The organism is Sulfurovum zhangzhouensis, assembly GCF_030347965.1.
In the GTDB taxonomy this organism is placed as follows: Bacteria; Campylobacterota; Campylobacteria; order Campylobacterales; family Sulfurovaceae; genus Sulfurovum; species Sulfurovum zhangzhouensis.
In genome coordinates, this window is the sequence record NZ_JAQIBD010000004.1 from 151892 (window position 1) to 169411 (window position 17520).

Annotated in this window: 21 protein-coding genes; 11 read left to right on the forward strand and 10 right to left on the reverse strand. The window is 40.1% G+C overall.

Features of this window, described 5'->3' with window-relative positions; genetic code table 11:
• The 4 genes from PGH07_RS10540 to gspG all read right to left on the reverse strand — a co-directional run bounded on the left by PGH07_RS10540 (position 1) and on the right by gspG (position 2713).
• On the reverse strand, positions 1-1215 hold the full coding sequence (locus tag PGH07_RS10540; protein WP_289414439.1) for a type II secretion system F family protein: 1215 nt from the start codon (positions 1213-1215) through the stop codon (positions 1-3).
• 92 nt (positions 1216-1307) lie between these two features.
• Entirely contained in the window at positions 1308-1733 is a 426-nt protein-coding gene (locus PGH07_RS10545; protein WP_289414440.1) for a type IV pilus modification PilV family protein, read from the reverse strand.
• Positions 1733-2266 (reverse strand): type II secretion system protein, encoded by a 534-nt coding sequence (locus tag PGH07_RS10550; protein ID WP_289414441.1) that lies wholly within the window; start codon positions 2264-2266, stop codon positions 1733-1735. The genes PGH07_RS10545 and PGH07_RS10550 overlap by 1 nt, the downstream gene beginning before the upstream one ends.
• 12 nt (positions 2267-2278) lie before the next feature.
• Positions 2279-2713: a type II secretion system major pseudopilin GspG gene (gspG, locus tag PGH07_RS10555; protein ID WP_289414442.1), complete on the reverse strand. Its 435-nt coding sequence runs from the start codon at positions 2711-2713 to the stop codon at positions 2279-2281.
• A 78-nt stretch (positions 2714-2791) separates the two neighbouring features.
• Here gspG and PGH07_RS10560 point away from each other — a divergent pair, with 78 nt between their 5' ends.
• From PGH07_RS10560 to PGH07_RS10605, 10 genes are all read left to right on the forward strand, one after another.
• Positions 2792-3706 carry a hypothetical protein gene (locus PGH07_RS10560; RefSeq protein WP_289414443.1) on the forward strand — a complete coding sequence of 305 codons (915 nt, stop codon included), beginning with the start codon at positions 2792-2794 and terminating at the stop codon, positions 3704-3706.
• Complete coding sequence (locus PGH07_RS10565; protein WP_289414444.1) at positions 3684-4607, forward strand: hypothetical protein; 924 nt, start codon at positions 3684-3686, stop codon at positions 4605-4607. Before PGH07_RS10560 ends, PGH07_RS10565 begins: the two co-directional genes overlap by 23 nt.
• Complete coding sequence (locus PGH07_RS10570) at positions 4604-5005, forward strand: hypothetical protein (RefSeq protein ID WP_289414445.1); 402 nt, start codon at positions 4604-4606, stop codon at positions 5003-5005. Before PGH07_RS10565 ends, PGH07_RS10570 begins: the two co-directional genes overlap by 4 nt.
• Positions 4993-5508: a hypothetical protein gene (locus PGH07_RS10575; RefSeq protein WP_289414446.1), complete on the forward strand. Its 516-nt coding sequence runs from the start codon at positions 4993-4995 to the stop codon at positions 5506-5508. The genes PGH07_RS10570 and PGH07_RS10575 overlap by 13 nt, the downstream gene beginning before the upstream one ends.
• Complete coding sequence (locus PGH07_RS10580) at positions 5492-6349, forward strand: PDZ domain-containing protein (RefSeq protein ID WP_289414447.1); 858 nt, start codon at positions 5492-5494, stop codon at positions 6347-6349. Before PGH07_RS10575 ends, PGH07_RS10580 begins: the two co-directional genes overlap by 17 nt.
• Positions 6336-8324: a type II secretion system secretin GspD gene (gene gspD, locus PGH07_RS10585; protein ID WP_289414448.1), complete on the forward strand. Its 1989-nt coding sequence runs from the start codon at positions 6336-6338 to the stop codon at positions 8322-8324. The genes PGH07_RS10580 and gspD overlap by 14 nt, the downstream gene beginning before the upstream one ends.
• Positions 8325-8327: 3 nt before the next feature.
• Positions 8328-9839 (forward strand): GspE/PulE family protein, encoded by a 1512-nt coding sequence (locus PGH07_RS10590; protein WP_289414452.1) that lies wholly within the window; start codon positions 8328-8330, stop codon positions 9837-9839.
• A 6-nt stretch (positions 9840-9845) separates the two neighbouring features.
• The gene (locus PGH07_RS10595) at positions 9846-10424 is read left to right on the forward strand and encodes a PulJ/GspJ family protein (RefSeq protein ID WP_289414454.1); all 579 of its coding nucleotides are present in this window, start codon (positions 9846-9848) and stop codon (positions 10422-10424) included.
• A 50-nt stretch (positions 10425-10474) separates the two neighbouring features.
• A complete protein-coding gene (locus tag PGH07_RS10600) occupies positions 10475-12808 on the forward strand; it encodes an ATP-binding protein (protein WP_289414455.1) in 2334 nt (777 codons plus the stop codon).
• A 112-nt stretch (positions 12809-12920) separates the two neighbouring features.
• A complete protein-coding gene (locus PGH07_RS10605) occupies positions 12921-13412 on the forward strand; it encodes a PAS domain-containing protein (protein WP_289414457.1) in 492 nt (163 codons plus the stop codon).
• A gap of 20 nt (positions 13413-13432) precedes the next feature.
• On the opposite strand, the gene pyrE is transcribed toward PGH07_RS10605, so the two are convergent.
• From pyrE to secG, 3 genes are all read right to left on the reverse strand, one after another.
• Positions 13433-14041, reverse strand: coding sequence for an orotate phosphoribosyltransferase (gene pyrE, locus PGH07_RS10610; RefSeq protein WP_289414458.1), 609 nt, complete (start codon positions 14039-14041; stop codon positions 13433-13435).
• Between the two features lies 1 nt (position 14042).
• Positions 14043-14600 (reverse strand): ribosome recycling factor, encoded by a 558-nt coding sequence (gene frr, locus PGH07_RS10615; protein WP_289414459.1) that lies wholly within the window; start codon positions 14598-14600, stop codon positions 14043-14045.
• Positions 14601-14747: 147 nt separating this feature from the next.
• Positions 14748-15092 (reverse strand): preprotein translocase subunit SecG, encoded by a 345-nt coding sequence (gene secG / locus PGH07_RS10620; protein ID WP_289414460.1) that lies wholly within the window; start codon positions 15090-15092, stop codon positions 14748-14750.
• Positions 15093-15193: 101 nt separating this feature from the next.
• Here secG and PGH07_RS10625 point away from each other — a divergent pair, with 101 nt between their 5' ends.
• Complete coding sequence (locus PGH07_RS10625) at positions 15194-15922, forward strand: methyltransferase domain-containing protein (RefSeq protein WP_289414461.1); 729 nt, start codon at positions 15194-15196, stop codon at positions 15920-15922.
• Here the strand turns inward: PGH07_RS10625 and PGH07_RS10630 are convergent.
• From PGH07_RS10630 to PGH07_RS10640, 3 genes are all read right to left on the reverse strand, one after another.
• Positions 15909-16331 (reverse strand): thiamine-phosphate pyrophosphorylase, encoded by a 423-nt coding sequence (locus PGH07_RS10630; protein ID WP_289414462.1) that lies wholly within the window; start codon positions 16329-16331, stop codon positions 15909-15911. The two genes, PGH07_RS10625 and PGH07_RS10630, sit on opposite strands and share 14 nt — an antisense overlap.
• The gene (locus PGH07_RS10635) at positions 16324-17013 is read right to left on the reverse strand and encodes a Bax inhibitor-1/YccA family protein (RefSeq protein ID WP_289414463.1); all 690 of its coding nucleotides are present in this window, start codon (positions 17011-17013) and stop codon (positions 16324-16326) included. Before PGH07_RS10635 ends, PGH07_RS10630 begins: the two co-directional genes overlap by 8 nt.
• A 79-nt stretch (positions 17014-17092) precedes the next feature.
• Positions 17093-17269 carry a hypothetical protein gene (locus PGH07_RS10640; protein WP_289414464.1) on the reverse strand — a complete coding sequence of 59 codons (177 nt, stop codon included), beginning with the start codon at positions 17267-17269 and terminating at the stop codon, positions 17093-17095.
• Positions 17270-17520: the final 251 nt, after the last annotated feature.

A 17520-nucleotide genomic window follows, 5' to 3' on the forward strand; every position in this document is an offset into this window, starting at 1 on the left:
TTATGCTCCTGCAAGGCTCATGCTGAAGATCGGTAAGAGCATTGCAGCCACGATAACACCGACAATGAGTCCGATAAAGAGCATCATTGCCGGTTCAAGCAGGCTAAGCAGCAGTTTGAGTCTGTCTTCATTCTCTTCAGTATAAAGTTTCGAGATATTATTTAAAATATGAGCCACTTCACTGGACTCTTCCCCAAGGGCAAGTGACTGCATGAAGTTACGTTTGGGCTTAAATCCCTTAGTGATGTGTAAAGCATTGGAAAGTTTGTTACCTTCCATCACCTTGACTGAAGCTGCTTCAAAAAGTTCTTTGAGCACGATATTGCCGAATGTCGCAGTAGAGAGCTTTACCGCATGGGCATAGGAAACCCCTGATTCCAACATCAGTGAGAGGATATAAGAGAAACGTCCAAGCTCATGGTTTTGTATAAGCGTTCCTATGACGGGAACCTTCAGCCACATTCTATCTATTAATCGATGGAACACAAGAAAATATTTGTAGGCAAGTTTATAGCCGGTGATTGCCATCAGAAACCCGACAAAAAGAGCAATATAGTGCTCTGTCAAAAAATGACTGATCCCCAGGACAAACTGAGTGATAGGCGGAAGTTCCTGATTGTTGTCTTCAAAGATACCAACGATCTTGGGTACGACAAAAGAGATCAGAAAACCAGTCATTCCTATGGCTACGATGAAGATAAAGAGAGGGTAGACCATGGCATTTCCCACCTGCTTTTTGACCTTGTTCTGTGCGGAGAAGAAATTCCCCATATTGATAAGCACTTCAACCATCTTCCCGCTCTGTCCTGCTACATTGAGACTTTGCAGAAAAAACTCCGGTAATGCATAGACTTTTTGGGCATGCAGTGCATTATAAAGAGATTTCCCCTCGTCGATCATTGTTTTGAGCGAATTGAGAAAAGAGACATATTTCTTCTCCCCTTCATGCTGGTTTTCCAGCAGTTTGATAGCCGTGAGTACTGTCATGCCCGAGTTGAGGTAAGAGGAGAGCTCTTTGGCAAAGGCACTAAGGAGTTCACCGGGCATCTCTCTTTTTGCAAAAGACTCCAAGGAGAGTTTTTGTGTAGGGGCCAAAGTCTCATAATAGATGTTTTGTGCACGGAGCTTTTGTGCTGCTTCCTCATGTGATGCAGCCGTCACTGTACCTTTGACCTTTTTACCGGTGTTATCAAATCCTTTGTACTTAAAAAGCATTTGTTTGAGCATCCTTGGAGTAGTTAGTTAGTGTTAGCATTATAGCTTGTTTATCTAAGAGGAATAAACATTTTTACTATTGCGATCTTTTTCTAAAATGAATTCAGTTTAAATTGAAAATAGCTTGAAGAGTATTGGTCTTTAAGGATCATCCTGGTCACTTCAGCTTTGACAGTACTCTCTTCCGGAGCAGGTACCGCGATAGGTTCGGGTACGATGATATCTCTGGAGATTTTTTTGAGGATATCTTTGCTGTCGTCATCGATGTTCTTAAAGTATGGCTGAACAAGTTCATAGGCATTCTTGTTTTTTTTGTGATACTTCGAACTCTCATCAAGCAGGTAAAAAGAGTCAAGAAAAGCAGCTTTATTACGTTGTGACAAATAGACGGCATTATCTTTACTTCTTGATTGGATCTCCATGAGTGACATTACGACAAACGAGATGATCATTACCGAGACAATCACCTCTATCAGTGTGAATCCTGCACGTTGCTGCTTTATTGTTGTAAAACGCATTAGTAAAAATCTCCTGTACCAGTTACCAGTTTGGTATCCTTTAGCCAGAGATCTTTAGCTGCCTCAAGCGATTCAACTTCTTGCGGTTTTCCGAAATAGGAAGGCAGATAGAAGATACCTTGTGGCGTTTTGAGGACTGCTTTGGTGCTGCTGCCGTTTGGATAAAAGTCGAGTTGCAGACAAACTTTTTTATCATCATACCTGCCATACTCGGCAAGAGAGAGATCATTGTAGGTATCGAGCAGATAGACCTCTGAATTTTGGAGATTTGCTGCGTTCTCATAGAGTTTAAAGTCACTTTGAAGGCCCTGTCTGAGATAACAGGTCTTGCATTTGTCGGTACATAAAAGTGTAGTTTGCCCGCTCAGCATCCCTGCATCTGCCAGTGATGCTTTGAGCGTAAGCGGAGTAAGGGCTTCGGGTTTCGTCTCTTCTTCACTGAAGTAGCTGAAAACCAGAGCATAGATCAATACGATCAGAAAGATTACGATCATCAGTTCAATAAGCGTAAATCCTTTCCGAAATGTTTGCATAGTGCGCTTTTACTACTTTTGACACTCTTTGGTATAGAAAATATCACTTGCATACTCTTCACCGCCTTCTTTTCTATCGGTTCCGAAGCTGATCAGTTCTATTTTCCCGCCTTCATTGATATAGATAAAAGGTGTTTGCCATGCATCTTTCGGAAGGCGTTCCATATATGGCTTAGGACGATAGTTTGGATATTTGTCAGCATCCGGGTTTGACAGAAGTGCCTCAATACCTTCTTCTGTATCAGGGAAGCTACCGTTGTCCAGTCTGAACATATCTAAAGCTTTGTTGACCTCTGCCATTTGGATACATACTTGATCTCTTTTTGCTTTATCCGCTGAATCCATCAATGATGGTGCGACCATACTAACAAGTAGTCCCAAAATTGCAATTACGATCAGTAGTTCAATCAATGAAAAAGCGTTTCTTAGATTCGGTTGGTTCTTCATACTATTAAGTCCTTGCATTATTTCTTTTGTTATAATAACTAAAATTGCGAACAAATTCTACTTCAACAGAGCTTTTATATGGATAAACCCTGCTTTTACCGACAGAGAAAAGGTGTAGCCCTTTTAATCACTCTTATCACTATTGCAGTTATGATGGTGCTCGTGGGTACCCTGGTCACTGCATTGGGAAGTGTACAGAAAGACTCCAGGGATACTTCATCTCTGCTTCAGGCAAATGTTTATTATGGAAACATTGTGAATATTTTTAGAAAATTCAAGGACAAGGATAAAGAGCTGCTTTTCTCTACGCTCTATCAGGCACCTATTCCATTTTCTACGGAAGAGGAGAACTTTTTTATGACGGTAGGGTGCCGTCCTCTTGCCAATGGTGCCAATATCAACTGGCTTGGATTGGAAAATGATACCAAAATGATTCCAAACTATGATATAACCCGGAAAATTTTTGATTCGATTACTGCTATGTACAATCTATCAGATCCGGTGATGCTCGAAGAGATGTTGCTTGAAGAGATAGGAAAAGAAGGTGAATTTGAACATAAATTTCATAGTAGACTCCTGCAAAAAAGAGGTATAATAAGTTATCAACAGTTTGCACATATCATTGATAGGTATCAACTCGAAGCGGATGATCCTGTGGTTAGTAGTATACCTTGGGACAAATACTTTTCTTTTACCACCGAATCTAACGTAACAGACGGGAACTATATGTCTGCAGAGGCAGTTGCAGCGATCTTTGATATGGAGCTCTCCGCAGTAGAAGAAGAGTGGGTACCGGGGACTGATGCCTTGCAAACATTTAAGCAGACCTATCAACCCGTTGATTTTGAAAAGTACAGTCCGGCTTTTTCAAAACATTTTGTAGATATTGCAGAGTGTGAAGTAATATATACCTATGCAGATGAACCGTATAAATTTACATTTATGTATAGCAAAGGAGAGGTAAAGCATTTTGAATTTCTTGGAAGACAATAAAAAGCTTATATTGGTCCATCGATCAATGCAGTCAATGGAGATAAAGCAGCCGGTCAATGTGATGCTTACTCCCCAGTTTTATACACTAAAAAAAGAGATACTGCCTATAAAGTTTGCTTATCAGGCAAAAAGGATCGCGGCTTCTCTTTTTGAGGGGATGTTGCCAGAGGGAAGAACATATGACTACTTTGTTTTTAAAGAAGGTGAATACTGGGTGTTTATAGCCTATGCCCTGGAAGAGATCACCGAATTTTTTAAAAGTAAAGGTCTATCACCTGAATATATTTCAAAACTCTTTTTTGCACAGCAGTCTGTACCTTCTTTCTCAAATCCCTATCTTTTAGATGATAAGGAAGTATTGGCGGTTTTGAATGATATCGTTGTAGTCATGCCGAAATCCGCAGTAGAGGATGAATCGATCAACACTGCGCTGGATATACCAAATCCCAAAAAAAGTATTGCAATACAGAGTGCCTATGCTTCAGTATTGAGTTTAAAAGAGTCGCTTGGGTTTGCAGCTATATTCATACTCTTAGCAGTGCTGTTTATTATTGAAGGTGTACGCTATGGCGGAGATACACAGTCGGGAATGCAGGAACTTGAAAGTTTGATGGCGGCAAATCCCTCGCTATCTAGCCAATATACAAGAAAAAATATTGTCACAAAGTATCGTAAGCTGGATGATGTCGAGAGAAAAAAACGTGATGCGGTTAAAGTGCTTATAGGCATGATCTATAAAGGGGTAGAGCTAAAGACACTTCACATCGATGAAAAAAGTTTCCGTGCAAACTATATGGTCAAAGAGGATAAAACGATCAAGTTGATGGAAAGTGAAGCCAAAAAAGCAAAGTTCACCGTTCAAAAGGTCACTGATGGCATTACAGTGGAGGGGAAACTATGAATTTCAGGCGTTATCAAAATGAATTGATCGCAGGTATCTCCCTTATGATTATGCTTGGTGCATTTCTTTTCAAGCAAGGGCAGATCAGCGGAGAAGAAGAGCGGATGAAGACGTTGCAGAGTTCTGTATCAGAGATGAAAGAAGTGGTCGCACTTAAAGAAATATGGGATAATACGAACTTGAACAAAAAAGTAAAAGAGCTGCAAACCTCTGTACCGCCGGCTAAAGTGAAATGGCAGGAGAACAATAAAAAGGTGATCGCAAGTTATCAAGGTCTCAGTGTTGATGAGTTCAACAACCTTATGAAAAAATTGTTAAACCTTGGAGTGGAGATACAGCTATTTGATGTGAAAAAACAGAGTGCACTCTATGATGTGGAGCTAAGATGCAAATGGTAAAAAAGATAGGAACTGTCATTGCCGTATTATGGCTTGCCATCATCGTGATGATGCCAAAACAGGAGATGTACTATCTTCTTGAGCAGGAGTTGGCAAAAAACGATATCAAGATCAGTTCTGAGAAGATCAGTGAGAGTTGGTTCACTCTCAGTATAAAAGAGCCTTCTATCTATGTAAAAGGTATCAAAGTCGCAACGATCAAAGAGATACATCTTTTCACACTGCTCTTTTATACCAGAGGTTCTTTAGAAGGTCTGCTTCTTGATCGCTCACTCGAAAGGTTTGCGCCAAAAGAAATTGACCAGGCTGTAGTGACCTATAGTGTGGTGAACCCTCTGAATGTCGTGGTTGGAGCCAGTGGTGTATTTGGCGAAGCTGACGGAACAGTAAATCTTATGCAGAAGCACGTCAAGATGAAGTTTTCCCAGAGCCAGAACCTCGGTATGCTGAGGTCAAAGCTGAAAAAAGATGGAGAAGGTTGGTTATATGAAACATCTTTTTAAGCCAGAGACTATGAGACAGGTCATGATCATTTTAGCAACCATAGTGTTTGTGAAGCTGGTGTGGGTGGTGGTCGCATTGATATGGCTGCCTACTTCAGGGGTAGAGTACAATGAAGACAAGGGGCCTAAAAACCTTTATTACAGAGTCAGGATCTCTTTGGACAATCAGCCTCAACAAGCAGAAAGGCCTAAAGAGGCACCAAAAGCCAGTATCCAGGATATCGACCTTCTGGCTATTTACAGTGCTTCTGACATCACCGTCGTCACTGTAAGACACAAGGGAAAAACAAAAGTGTTGTCCAAAGGTGAAGAGATTAACGGATTTGTACTGGAGGGAGCAGGAAGTGACTATGCGACATTTAGCAAAGACGAAAAACTCTATACGGTGACACTGTTCATGCCTAAAAAGAGTGACAAAGGTGTTGGCACGATCACAACTGTAAACGGTTCTGCCGGTGTTTCCCCTCAAAGAACCAAAAGCGATCAAGAGGGACCGGTTACCGGAGAAGTTGTAGACGCAGGTGACAGAAGGATTATCGACAGGTCACTGATCACCCATTATGCAACGAATATGGGTGATATCTTTAAGGATATCGGGATCAAGGATATTAAAGACGGTGATTCGATCAAAGGTTTTCAGGTCAGTTTTGTGCGGAGAGGAAGCCACTTTTCCAAACTTGGTTTGCAAAGAGGAGATATCATTAAGTCCGTTAATGGACAAGAGATCAACAGCTACAATGCTGCCTTTGGTATCTATAAAGACATTCAAAATATAGAAAATCTGACGCTGGTCATCGTCAGAGACAATAAAGAGATGGAGTTAGAGTATGAAGTTAACTAAAATAATATTGGGTATTTTACTGATCCTTTCAGTGGGGTTACATGCGGAAGAGGAGACGGTAGAGGTCAATTTTCGTGACTTAAGTGTAAAAGATTTTGTTGAGATGGTTTCTAAGATCATGCAGAAGAATATTCTTATCGAAGAGGATTTGAGAGGTAATGTTAACTTCGTTTCTACCAAACCTATCAAAAAGAGCTCTCTCTTTACATTAACCAATGTCATACTCAGCAGCAAAGGATTGACACTGGTGGACCAGGGTGAATTTTATAGGGTTGTTAAAAGCCAGTCTGCCCCGGGTGAAGGTGTACCGGTCAGTTCAAGTATTGAAGGTGATACATTGAGGACTGTGTTGTTCCCTTTGAGAAATACCAATGCTGCGGTCATCCGTGCAAAGATCAAACCATTGCTCGGTAAAAGCGATGAAGTGATCTCTTTCAAAGAGAACAATGTTCTTTCAATTACTTCACAGCCAAGGACATTGGCTTCCATCTCTAAATTGATCAATGCCCTCGAAGAGAAAGGTGAAAAAACCTCTGTAGTAGTAAGGCTCAAAAACTCCAGCACAAAAGATATCTTTACCAATGTCAACAACATGGCCAAAAAATTGTTCCCTCAAGCTATCGAGAGTGAAGCAGTCGATATCTTTGAAGACAGTGCGACAAACTCTATTATCCTTGTCGGAAAACCGGAAAATGCAAGACGTATGATCAAGTATATCAAACAACTTGATATTCAGGGAGAAAGCGTCACACAAAAAATGTATGTGATCAGACTCCAAAACTCTAACGTCGAAGAGATGGAAAAGATCATGAGCCAGCTTATCTCGCAAATGAACAGTATGACACCAGATAAACCTGCTAAACAAGGTGAAAGACCTCAAAAAGCGATGGTGGTTTCTGATATCGAGAGAAATGCATTGATCGTCCTTGCTACGGCTGAACAGATGAAAAATATCAGAGAAACGGTAAATAAGATTGATATCCCGAAAGTACAGGTGTATGTGAAAGCGCGTATTGTTGAGGTCAACAAAAATTTGGCTTCACAGATAGGGATGCGCTATGGATTTGAAGGCGGAGCGATTACTTCACAGGGGCTTTTCTCTGCAGCGGCAAATATGGGGGCTTCTTCTCTAATGGTCTCTCCGACACTATTAGGGTTCTTGAATTCTCAAGATACATATACAAACCCGATTACGGGAGGAGTAAGCACCATTACAACACGTCCTTTCAAATTTGATAGTAACATTTCCCAAGTATTTGCACTAGGTGCGCAAGTGGATCTGCTTGAAAAGAATGGTGCGGCACATATCCTCAGTGAACCTTCGATTCTCTGTACCAACAACAAAGAAGCAGAGATCTATGTCGGGCAGACACAGTCCATCCTGACTCAAGCTCAACAGACAACACAGGGCCAGGGAAATATCATCAACAATTACTCCAGAGAGGATATAGGGATCACCCTAAAGGTGAAACCGCGTCTCTCAAGCAACAATCAGGTGACACTGGAGGTAGTGACCGAGATAGAGGATGTATTGCCTGGATCTTCTGCATCCGCAGATAGACCGACAACGACCAAGAGAAAAGTCACGACCAATGCCATCGTAAGCAACGGAGAGACGATCATTCTTGGAGGATTGATCAAAAAAGCTGGAGGAAAGGGTGAATCACAGGTACCGATCCTTGGAGATATCCCTATCGTGGGTGAACTTCTCTTTAGCAGTGACACGGATGCAGAGAGTGAAGAGAATGTGGTGGTTTACCTCACGCCTTATATCGTAAGAAAGAGTGAAGACCTTAAAAAGTTGAAAGCAGTGCTGACAGAACTTGAAGAGGTACAGATAAGATACAATGAATATGTCTACGAAGGACTTGAAGGCGGTGCTTTGAATTCTCCGGAAGGTACAGGGAAGAATCCTGCAAGCCAAAGGATAAAAAGAAAGCCAAAGAGCAACTTGGCAATCCTGGATGAGGAGTAGATGATGCATTTTTCACGTCTGCAGGATGTAGACCTAGAAGCGTTATGGGAAGAGGAGATCAACCATAAACTAGCGATCAAGCACTCATTGCTTTTTAGTATAGTTGAAGGCGATAAAGCTACTATCGTAGAGGAAAAGAGTCTTGCTGATGCACTCAACTACCTTTCAAAACTTGATCTTGACTATCCTATCTACCTGGTAGATGCAGACAGCTTTACCAGACTTAAAAACAAGTTTTTGGAGATACAGACCGGTAGTGACTTTGAAGAGATGTCGACAACTTCTGAAGAGCTTATCGAGGTTGAAGCTGACCTTTTGGAGTTTATTAGAAGATCTCAGGATCTGCTCGCCAGCGAAGAGTCTGCACCGATCATTAAACTGGTCAATTCACTCTTTTTCCAGGCGATCCAAAAAGGTGCAAGTGATATTCATATTGAGAGCGGTGAACGTAAAGGGGAAGTGCGTCTGCGTATCGATGGGGCCCTTAAAAAACATATTGATCTTGAGAAAAATATAGTGAGTCTCGTGATCAACCGTGTTAAAGTTATCTCTAGTTTGGATATTTCAGAGAAGCGTATCCCTCAAGACGGCCGTACCCAAATTATGATCTCGGGGAAAACGATTGATATCAGGGTTTCTGTTTTGCCTACCTACTATGGCGAAAGAGTGGTAATGAGGATCCTTGCGCAAAGTGAGTATATCCCGAGCCTTGAATCATTAGGATTCCAGCCTGAAATATCAAGAGATCTCTATAGACTGCTCAACCATGCACACGGTATGATTCTGGTTACCGGACCTACGGGTTCAGGTAAGTCAACCACACTGCATGCCTGTCTACAGCATATCACAACACCGGATAAGAATATTATCACGGTAGAAGATCCTGTAGAGTACAATGCAGCAAATATCTCTCAAATCCAGGTCAATACCAAAGTGGGGCTCACTTTTGCAGCGGGACTTCGTTCTATTTTGAGACAGGACCCCGATATTATCATGGTAGGTGAGATCCGTGACACAGAGACTGCAGAAATTGCACTGCGCTCTGCACTTACGGGACACTTGCTGCTTTCTACCCTGCATACCAATGATTCAACATCGGCACTAAGCCGTCTGATTGATATGGATATTGAGAGCTTCCTTATCTCTTCTACACTACTTGGTGTCTTGGCTCAAAGACTGACAAGAAAGCTTTGTCCTGAATGTAAAGTGGCTAAACCGTTGGCTAGCCATATCACGGAAGAACTCAATATCGATCCTGCAAAGATGTATTTTCATGCAGTTGGCTGTAAAGCATGTGACTTTACCGGCTATAAAGGAAGACAGGCGATCGGTGAACTTTTTATGGTTGACGATCATGTCAAAGAGATGATAAAACAAAACGCAAATGATCATGAGATTCGTGAAGCGATGAAATTAAGAGGAATGAGAACGATCGCCGATAAACTCAAAGATATGCTTATAGCCGGTGAAACAAGCTATGAAGAAGCATTGCGTGTCGGACTGATGGATGGATAAAGTACTGTGCTGAATCGTAAAGCTTTTACACTGCTGGAGGTACTGATCTCTATTGCATTGCTTACACTTGTAATGCTTGCTTTGAATCACAGTGTAGCAATACTGCGTGACTCCAACACGCATCTGTTGGATTATCTAAGAACAGCCAAAACAGAAACAAAAGTGCTCAACACCCTCTATAGAGACATTATAGGCTCAGACGGTAATCTTACGATCTCTAAAGATGAGTTTTCAAGGCTCTGTATCGAAGAGACAGCAAATTCACTATATGAACTTCCTTCAGCTAAAGTATGTTGGGTGGTTTTAAAACAGGACAAGACACTTGTGCGTATAGAAGGAAACAATTACGGTCTTCCGGTCGGTAATGAAGAGCAGGTTGAAGTTGATGTATTGGTCAAAAACCTTGAACTGTTTGATATTTATCATGATAAAGACAAAGTCTTGGTTTTAATGAAAGAACGCAGCAAAGAAGCTATGGGATTCATGATACAGGGGATTAAAAAATACGAACCTGAAAAGAAAGATAACAACACAACCACACCTACCGCTGCACAGCCTCTAAGTATAGATTCCCGTACCAATTAAACGATCAAAAAATTTGTTACAATACTTACTACCACTTAGAGGAGTAAGCGATGTCAAAGAGCTATGAAAAACTAGGTCTTTTCTACTTAGGAAAAGATGTTGATAAAGAGACGATGCAGGCAACACAAGCTCTGACTTTGTTAAAGAATAAAAACTTTACGACACATGCAGCGATCATAGGTATGACGGGATCGGGTAAAACAGGTTTGGGTATCGGGATTATAGAAGAGGCCGCTCTGGATAATATCCCTTCGATCATCATAGACCCAAAAGGAGACATGGGTAACCTCTGTTTAAGTGATCCAAGTTTTAGTACAAACTCTTTTGAGCCATGGGTAGCGGATGAAGCACACAGTAAAAACGAAGATGTAACCTCCTATGCACAGGCAACGGCAAAGCAATGGAAAGAGGGAATAGAAAGTTGGGATCAGGATAGTGAGCGTGTAAAGAAGTTTCATGACATTAAAAAAACGATCTATACGCCGGGGAGTTCAGCGGGTGTTGCGGTCAATGTAATGAATTCTCTTACAAGTCCGTCTTTGGAGGTAATGGAACAGAGCGATACACTGGCTGCTTATCTCAAAAGCACCGTTACAGGCCTTCTTTCATTTATAGGAATGAATGTTGATCCGCTGGAGTCAAAAGAGTATATCCTTTTGGCCCAGATACTTTCAAAGTCCTGGGTGAATCAAGAGGAGTTAAGCATCGACCGTTTGATCGGGAAAATCATCAGTCCCTCATTTGATCACATAGGAGTCCTTCGGCTTGAGGATTTTTATCCTCAGGAAGAACGGTTTACACTGGCAACAAAATTTAATACACTGCTTGCCTCCCCAAGTTTTGCCCAATGGCTTACAGGGGATGAACTTGATATTCAAAAACTGCTTTATGATGAGAACGGCAAGGCAAAAATAGCTATCTTCTCCATCTCGCATCTTAATGATAACGAACGCATGTTTTTTGTCACGTTATTGCTTAACAGATATATTGCTTGGATGAGACTCCAAAGCGGTACATCGACGCTTAAAACAATACTCTATATGGATGAGATATTCGGATTTTTCCCTCCTACGAAGAACCCGCCGAGCAAAGAGCCTATGCTGTTGCTTCTAAAACAAGCGCGTGCCTTTGGCGTTGGTATCGTACTTAGTACACAAAACCCTGTAGATATAGACTATAAAGGTTTATCAAATATCGGAACATGGTTCATAGGACGTTTACAGACTACTCAGGATATCGATAGAGTCATAGAAGGGCTTGGTGGGAAAATAGACTCTGAGTTTTCAAAAAATGAGATCAGAAGCATTTTATCTCATCTTACAAAACGAACCTTTTTTCTAAAAAGTGCACATTTAGATCATATCCGGTTGTTTACCACTAGATGGGCACTCTCTTATCTTAAAGGGCCGCTTACCCGTGTAGAAATTTCACTACTAATGCAGGGCAAGAAGTTAAAACAAAACAGTGAAAAGAGTCAAGCACTCTCCAATGAGACTATGGGACAGGACTTTGAACCTTATCAGAAAGTAGATGCTACTATTCCCCAGTATTATGCCCCTGATGTTACGGAGAAAAATCATTTTGTACCAAGTCTGTGTGCAAAGGCAAAAGTCCACTTTTTTCAGGATAGAAGATCGATCGATGAAGTATATGAGTATCTCTTGGAACTTACACTTGATCCCAAAGAACTGCGTATTGATTGGACAGCATCAAGAGAGATCGACGAGGATTTTTCTGTGTATGCACACACGGCACCGCAAAAGGCAAAATTCGGAGCACTGCCGAAGACGCTTTTAGAGGATAAAGGACTGAAGAATGCTGCAAGTGCATTGGAAGAGTATCTCTATCGAACAAAAGAGCTAGAGCTTTTTAGATGCATATCACCTAAATTGGAATCAAAAGCAGGAGAGAGTCGTACAGACTTTATTATACGACTGCAAGACATCCTGAATGAATCCAAAGAGCAGGAGATAGAAAAACTTCAGGAACAATACTCTAAAAAAGAGAAGATGCTTCTTGATCGTCTTGCCCGTGCAAAAGAGCGTGTTGAGAAAGAATCGGAAGATTCGCAAAGTTCTATGATAGAGACGGGAATTGCGATACTTGGAGCGCTTTTTGGAAAAACAACACCTACTAAAATAGGCACAGCTGTTAGAAAAGGTAGCAAAGTACTTAAAGAGCGCGGTGAGATGAGTAGGGCCGCAGAACGTGTCGCTGAAGTTGAAACAGCTTTGGAAGATCTGGAGTATGAACTGGAAGATAAAATAGACCTTTTGGATGGAAAATACCGTATAGAAAACTATGAGATTGAACGTTTTAGTATTAAGCCGAGAAAGAGTGATATTGTGATTGAGGAATGTGCAGTGATATGGAGGACACTATAAAAAATGCAGTATAAAAATCCTATTGATCATTAAAATTAATTATGATATTATATTACAAAAAGGATGATACTTTTAGTTTTATAATAATTCAATAGAAAGGGGGGAGGCTAAGATGGAAATCTTTACAAATATAAAAACAGGTAAAACGGTGATGCGAGATGCTCCTCAGGAGAGTAAAGTTGCGTATGATGGAAAAATGATGATCGTCGAGATTGACAACGAGGGAATCATTACGTATGCCAATCGTACCTTAAGGGATATGCTTGATTATGATAAAGAGGAAATAGTAGGACTTCCATATGCTGTAAGCTTTCATCCCGATATGCCTGAGGGACTTTACAAGCAGGCATTTGATGTGGCAAATGAAGGGAAAATATGGTCAGGTTATGAAAAGTCCATCACACGGAATGGTCAGTATTTCTGGACAGCTGTTTGCGTGCAGCCAAAATATGAAATGGACAAGTCGATTAACGGATATATTATCAGAAAAAAACTGCCGGAAGAAGATGTAATCAAAGAAGTACAAAAAGAGTATAGCAGACTTGCGACACTCGACTTAGCAGAGTGCAGCAGTGAGTTCTGCGGAGAACTGAATTTTCATTAAAAAGAGAAGTTGAACCGGAATTAGCCTTTGCTTCCCGGTTTGATTGCTTCACTTTCTCCGCTTTTGCACATTGGACACTCTTCTGGTGTATAGATTTCAAATGTAAAATCACCTAAAGAGAAAAACGGTACATCAGCTGGAAGTTGACACTCTGGCTTAGCTTCCATATCGCTACCCTCTCTATGACAAAATCCTCTGTTCGCTATAGAAGCAAATGCAACAATCTTACCGCCTAGTTCCTCTATCGCTTTTGCCGCTTTCAATGCTGAACCACCAGTAGTGATGATATCTTCACAGATAATTACCTTTTCTCCTTCGGCGATCTCAAAACCACGTCTGAGCTCCATACCGCCCTCTTTCTTTTCAACAAAGATAGAACGGACGTCAAGTGATCTAGCCAGTTCATATCCGGCTAGTACTCCACCAAGTGCAGGTGCACATACGGTCTCTACCTCAATGCCTGCTTCTTTAATCATGGCCGCAAGAGCATCAGTAAGCTCAGATGCTTTTTTAGGATATTCAAGTACCTTTGCACTTTGAAGATATCTGTTTGAATGGTTACCGCTTGCTAGAAGAAAGTGTCCTTCCAGTAATGCATTTGCGTCTTTGTAGGCTTGCTCTACGTTCATTTTATACCTTTAGGATATCTGCTTCTTTTGCTTTTAAAACTTCTTCGATTTTTGCTATATGCTCATCAGTAATCTTCTGGATCTGTTCTTGAGCTCTTTTTGAATCATCTTCACTGATCTCTTTATCTTTTTCAAGTTTTTTGATCTTATCGTTTCCGTCTTTTCTTACGTTTCTTACAGATACTTTTGCATGCTCAGTCATTGATTTAGCTTGTTTGACAATATCTTGACGTTGTTCTACCGTCATTGGTGGGAAGAAAAGCTTGATAAAATCTCCATCGTTATTCGGATTCACTCCGATGTTTGCTTCCTGGATCGCTTTTTCAATAGGTCCTAAAAGTGTTTTTTCCCATGGTGTGATGGAAATTGTTGTAGCATCAGTTGCAATTACACTCCCTACCTGGTTAAGTGGAGTAGGGTTTCCGTAGTAATTTACTTTGATATTGTCTACGATAGCAGTAGTAACTTTACCGGTTCTCAATGTTCCAAAGTCGCGCTTAAGTGCTTCAATACTTTTATCCATATTTGTTTTGGTCTGTTCAAATACCTCATTTACCATATCGTTGCTCCTTGGTATAAATTAAGGAATTTTACCCTTTTTTACCTTTTTTAGTACTTCATGGTGTGGAGAGAAAGGTGATTATTGATGATATTGGAAGAGTAATCAAATGATTAGCCAAGAAGAGTGATCTTCTTGGAAAAATAATTACTGAGCAGGTGCTACAGGAGCTGCAGGCGTGTTTGTTTCTGCTGGAGTAAGAGGAACTGCAGGTGTATTGTTCCCTGTAGATGTAATCTCCATAGTGTCTGCTACAGAACGTTTGTTTTCACTTGTATAAAGGTATCCAAGTGCCAGTGTATTGATGATCAATAGCAGTGCCAACGTAAAAGTAAATTTTGTTAAAAATCCAGTTGGACCTTTCGCCCCAAATACTGACTCGTTGCTTCCGCTGTATGCACCAAGTCCGATACTTGAACTTTTTTGAAGGAGAACGGCAATGGTAATTAAAATAGCCAATACTATTTGTATAATCAAAAGTGTAGATGTCATTAATGCCTCTTTTTAAAATATGAGTAGCCCAAATGAATTTTGGGTATAATGGCGCGATTATATCTAAAAAATTATGAAATAGCGATGAAGATGGAGAAGGTGTGCCAAATAAAGTCAAGAAACAACCTAGTGCAGTAAAAGGATTTTCAAGATTTGCGCATACCTATGAGCAATATAATATGATACAGGCCGAAGTAGCAAAACAGCTTGTCTCCGGTTTGGAAAAGAAGCATTATTCAACCATCATAGATATTGGTTGCGGGAGCGGTGCTGTAATTAAAAATCTTGAAAAAAGATCTATTGGTTTTGATAAATTCATAGCAGTTGACCTTTCTGAAGAGATGCTTTCATTACATCCTTCCGAAGAGAATATCATGAAATGTTGTGTGGATTTTAACAGACAAGAGTCATTTGATAAATTAAGTCATGACAAAGAGGCTATAGTTATCTCATCTTCAGCTTTGCAATGGAGCAAAGATCTGGATCTAACTTTCTCTTGCCTCTCTAAAATTGGGAAGAAGGCATATTTTGCGGTCTTTACCTCAGGGACATTTAAAACACTGCACAAAAATGCAGGTATCACATCACCCATTTATCAAGAAGAAGTAGTGAAGAAAGTGATTTCAAAGTACTATAATGCAAACTTTATACTGCAGTCTTATCAATTAACCTTTCCAAATGTCAAAGAGATGTTCCGTTATATTCAAAAAAGCGGTGTAAGCGGTGGAGAGAGACAGCTTGGATATAAAAAGATGAAGCGTTTGATGGAAGAGTATCCTTTGGATTATCTAGAGTTTGAAGTCCTTTTTGTGGATGCTACACCTCTGTAGCAGAGTGTTTAAGAAAAAACTTCTTTTCAACTCCATATAATCCATATCTGACCTCTTTGGCAATCTCTGATAATACCGGGTCAATGAGTTTAAAACTCTCTTCCAGTACTCTAGCAGACTCTTGGGCCCTTGAAAAATTTGCAATAACAAGATCCGTGACACTGCTGCGCTTTAATTCACTTTCAATGCTCTTTTTTTGTACATCATTTTCGATATCTCTAAAATATAGCCGCTCTTGTGAATAGATGATTTGTAATTTGTGTCGAAGTGATTTAAGTTCTGAAGTAAGAGAGGCATCATCATAGATATAACGATTAATATCCTCTATGACACGAATACCTTCTTTGAGTCGGTTCAAGTTGGCATCAATAAGACGCGCAACTTTCTCCGAAGTCTCCGATTTATTCATCGTTTCCAAAAATTCCTAGAAGTTGAAGGATCGCAGTAAACATATTGAGGAAGTCAAGGTATAGAGATACTGCCGCATCCACAGGTGAATCATAAGCGCCGTTAGCGATGTTTTGCGTATCATAGATCGTAAAGAGACTAAAAAGCAGCAAGATACCTGCCGTGATAATGATATGCATTATAGGACTTTGAAGCAAGAAGTAGTTCACCAATGATGCGATCACAACAACAATAAGTGTGATAAAAAGTGGTTTTCCCCAGCTTGCATAATCTTTTTGACTGTTGATTGCAAAAAGGCTCAATGCACCGAAAAGTACAGAAGTCATCAAAAATGCATTACCGATAACACCGCCGTTACCTGCTCCGATCAACGCTGCCAAGAGTGGAACCAGTGATACACCTGTAGTGAATGTAAAGACAAAGAGTGCTGCAAGGTTAAGACCCGGCTTATGTCTTGTCATCCCCAAACCGATGAAGAGCATAAAGAGTTCAAAACCAAAAATGAACCATTTATACTGCATGACTATTTGAGCATAAGGCATTGTTAGATATGCACCTACAGCTGCAGCGATCATACTTGCAGCCAAAAGCTGATAAGTTTGCTTCATAAAACTTACAGAAGTTCCTTCTTGAACATAACCGGTTTCAACTGTATTGCTATAGTTTCTATCATATAGAGCCATGATTGTATGTTTCCTTTTATAAATAAATTTTAACGCTAGTATAATTTTCTTTGTTTAATCTAAGATTAATCGTAAGCACTTATTGTGCATCACGTTCCTTTTGCAGCCTTATATACTCTTCCTGTGCAATCTTTGCTTCAGTTTTATTTTCTTGAATTTGAGTATTTGCAATCGCTGCATCAGAACCTTTTGGCTCAGGATCATTCATACATGCTGTCAGTAATAACACCGTAGGTAAAACGAGTAAAAATCGCATACATCCCCTTTTGATAAATTTGCCGTTAGTATTGTATTGTATTGTATTGTATTTTCGTCAATTAAATCATTAATCATAGAGTTTATTAATGTCTTGTAAGTATAAAAGAGTTAATTAAACAAAAAAACAATAAAACAAAGCATTTTGTTTATATATATGTAAGTAATAAAAGACAAATAAAAAAAAATTGTATAAATTTACATTTTTTCTAAAAAAACCCTTGACAACAAAGGAGTTTTTGTCTATAATTC

Coding starts and splice junctions, on each gene's coding strand:
- PGH07_RS10540 (WP_289414439.1), bottom strand. CDS start 1,215: ATGCTTTTTAAGTACAAAGGATTTGATAACACCGGTAAAAAGGTCAAA.
- PGH07_RS10545 (WP_289414440.1), bottom strand. CDS start 1,733: ATGCGTTTTACAACAATAAAGCAGCAACGTGCAGGATTCACACTGATA.
- PGH07_RS10550 (WP_289414441.1), bottom strand. CDS start 2,266: ATGCAAACATTTCGGAAAGGATTTACGCTTATTGAACTGATGATCGTA.
- gspG (WP_289414442.1), bottom strand. CDS start 2,713: ATGAAGAACCAACCGAATCTAAGAAACGCTTTTTCATTGATTGAACTA.
- PGH07_RS10560 (WP_289414443.1), top strand. CDS start 2,792: ATGGATAAACCCTGCTTTTACCGACAGAGAAAAGGTGTAGCCCTTTTA.
- PGH07_RS10570 (WP_289414445.1), top strand. CDS start 4,604: ATGAATTTCAGGCGTTATCAAAATGAATTGATCGCAGGTATCTCCCTT.
- PGH07_RS10575 (WP_289414446.1), top strand. CDS start 4,993: ATGCAAATGGTAAAAAAGATAGGAACTGTCATTGCCGTATTATGGCTT.
- PGH07_RS10580 (WP_289414447.1), top strand. CDS start 5,492: ATGAAACATCTTTTTAAGCCAGAGACTATGAGACAGGTCATGATCATT.
- gspD (WP_289414448.1), top strand. CDS start 6,336: ATGAAGTTAACTAAAATAATATTGGGTATTTTACTGATCCTTTCAGTG.
- PGH07_RS10590 (WP_289414452.1), top strand. CDS start 8,328: ATGCATTTTTCACGTCTGCAGGATGTAGACCTAGAAGCGTTATGGGAA.
- PGH07_RS10600 (WP_289414455.1), top strand. CDS start 10,475: ATGTCAAAGAGCTATGAAAAACTAGGTCTTTTCTACTTAGGAAAAGAT.
- PGH07_RS10605 (WP_289414457.1), top strand. CDS start 12,921: ATGGAAATCTTTACAAATATAAAAACAGGTAAAACGGTGATGCGAGAT.
- pyrE (WP_289414458.1), bottom strand. CDS start 14,041: ATGAACGTAGAGCAAGCCTACAAAGACGCAAATGCATTACTGGAAGGA.
- frr (WP_289414459.1), bottom strand. CDS start 14,600: ATGGTAAATGAGGTATTTGAACAGACCAAAACAAATATGGATAAAAGT.
- secG (WP_289414460.1), bottom strand. CDS start 15,092: ATGACATCTACACTTTTGATTATACAAATAGTATTGGCTATTTTAATT.
- PGH07_RS10630 (WP_289414462.1), bottom strand. CDS start 16,331: ATGAATAAATCGGAGACTTCGGAGAAAGTTGCGCGTCTTATTGATGCC.
- PGH07_RS10635 (WP_289414463.1), bottom strand. CDS start 17,013: ATGGCTCTATATGATAGAAACTATAGCAATACAGTTGAAACCGGTTAT.
- PGH07_RS10640 (WP_289414464.1), bottom strand. CDS start 17,269: ATGCGATTTTTACTCGTTTTACCTACGGTGTTATTACTGACAGCATGT.